The sequence below is a fragment of the Catenibacterium sp. genome (assembly GCF_052354645.1).
Lineage (GTDB): Bacteria > Bacillota_I > Bacilli_A > Erysipelotrichales > Coprobacillaceae > Catenibacterium > Catenibacterium mitsuoka_A.
The window spans coordinates 1-1,986 of the sequence record NZ_DAWDDM010000334.1; the positions used below are offsets into that span (position 1 = coordinate 1).

Consider the following 1,986-nt stretch of genomic DNA (forward strand, 5'->3'; position numbering starts at 1 on the left):
GTTCATGTTCATCTTTAGTGACTGTCAAGTTTACCTTATGACCAACCATCATTTCTGATAACTGTTCTTTAGTCACATCAGCTACATTGACTGTACCAACATAACGTCCCTTACGAATGATTGTACAGCGATCTGCTACTGCTTTGATTTCATTTAACTTATGAGTAATGAAAATGATGGATTTACCTTCCTTAATAAGTTCCTTCATGATTTTCATTAACTCATCAATTTCCTGTGGAGTGAGTACTGCAGTAGGTTCATCAAAAATCAAGATATCATTATTTCTATATAACATCTTTAAGATTTCTACACGCTGCTGCATACCAACAGTAATATCTTCAATCTTTGCATCTGGATCAATGTTTAAATGATACTTCTCAGATAAGCCCATCACCTTCTTACGCGCATTATCTGTCTTGAGCTTACCGAATAACCCCTTTTCTTCAACCCCTAAAATAATGTTTTCCAAAACAGTGAAATTATGAACAAGTTTAAAATGCTGATGCACCATACCAATGTTATATTTATTGGCATCATTTGGGTCATTGATTTTAACGCTTTGTCCATTAATCTTTATTTCACCCATATCAGGCTGATAAAGACCAAATAAAATACTCATCAAAGTAGATTTACCGGCACCATTCTCACCTAACAAAGCATGAATTTCGCCTTTTCTTACTTGAAGAGTAATATCGTCGTTTGCTTTAATACCAGGGAATTCTTTTGTGATATTAAGCATTTCAATAGCATATTCCAATATTCTCACCTCTGACCATATTATACTATAAATTGTTCACTTTAAAAATAACTAAATGTATTTATGAATATAAAGAAACATATAAAAATAAGAAATTTGATAAGAGCTTGGAATGATATTAATGTTGATATGTGTAAAAGTATTAATCTGATAGGATTTGGTGAGAGAAGGTATGACTTATATAAAAAATCAACAGGGTATTAAAAGACACTACCACAATCGTTCAGATTATATCGCTTATTGTTTTAAAATTAGTTTTTTAAATGAATCAATATGGGAAAATTTGATTAAAAAGCAATATGAAAGCAGTTGGTGTAAGTTACAAGACTAAATTTGTTACAGATATTAGAGAAGCGTGTAAAAACTAAAATTAAACCATCAGCTGTTTTTAGAGAAGCTATGGAAGCATTGAAAAAGCAAATAAGGACTAGAGCATATAAGCTTTGGTCCTTATTTTTTTATGGTGTGTGCTAAAAAATTGATCTCTTATAATATGAGGAATCTATCTTTGCTGCCTATCTGTTATCTTTTTAAATCAAAAAAAGTGGCTATTTAAGCCACTTTTATAGGTTTTATTTAATTTTCATATGATACTGTTACGTTAGTTAAAGCATCCTTTAATACTTTTGTATTAGGATCACCCTTTGCATTTTCATCAACATCTGAGTAAGTAATAATTTTTGCTTTACCATCTTTAACATCTTTGAATACTTTTTCGTAATCTTTCTTTGTGAATTTCTTTAATCTTGAGAAATCAGTTGAAAGACCAATGTAGTCGCCTTCTGCACCTAATACATGAGCGCCACCTTCAAACTTGTTATTGAAAGCATTTGTGATTTCATCTAATACAGTCTGTTTAACACCCTTCATAGCTGAAGTAATAACTGTTTTAGAATCATCTTTCTGGTCACTATCTACACCGATAGACTTTTTGTTTGTATCTTCTGCAGCAGCGAAGATAGAGTTACAAATCTGTCCACCACAAGCAAAGATTACATCAGTACCACCATTGTACCATCCAGTAGCTTTAGTCTTAATTTCTGGTGATTCATTGAATGTACCTGTGTAAGTATATTTTGCAGAAACTTTAATATTTAATTCTTTTGCAGCGTCGTTAGCACCCTGTAAATAACCATAACCATAGTTAATTACTGCAGGAAGTGCCATACCACCCATGAAGCCAATCTTTGTGTAGCCTTCTTTTACAGCAGCATAACCAGCTAAATAAC

At 32.1% G+C, this 1,986-nt stretch carries 2 protein-coding genes; both read right to left on the reverse strand.

Features of this window, described 5'->3' with window-relative positions; all coding sequences use genetic code 11:
• A partial coding sequence (locus tag ACT8VG_RS10680) for an ABC transporter ATP-binding protein (RefSeq protein WP_444195861.1) occupies positions 1 to 757 on the reverse strand: 757 nt, incomplete at its 3' end.
• A 576-nt stretch (positions 758 to 1,333) separates the two neighbouring features.
• Positions 1,334 to 1,986: BMP family lipoprotein (locus tag ACT8VG_RS10685; RefSeq protein WP_444195862.1), on the reverse strand; the 653-nt coding region annotated here is incomplete at its 5' end.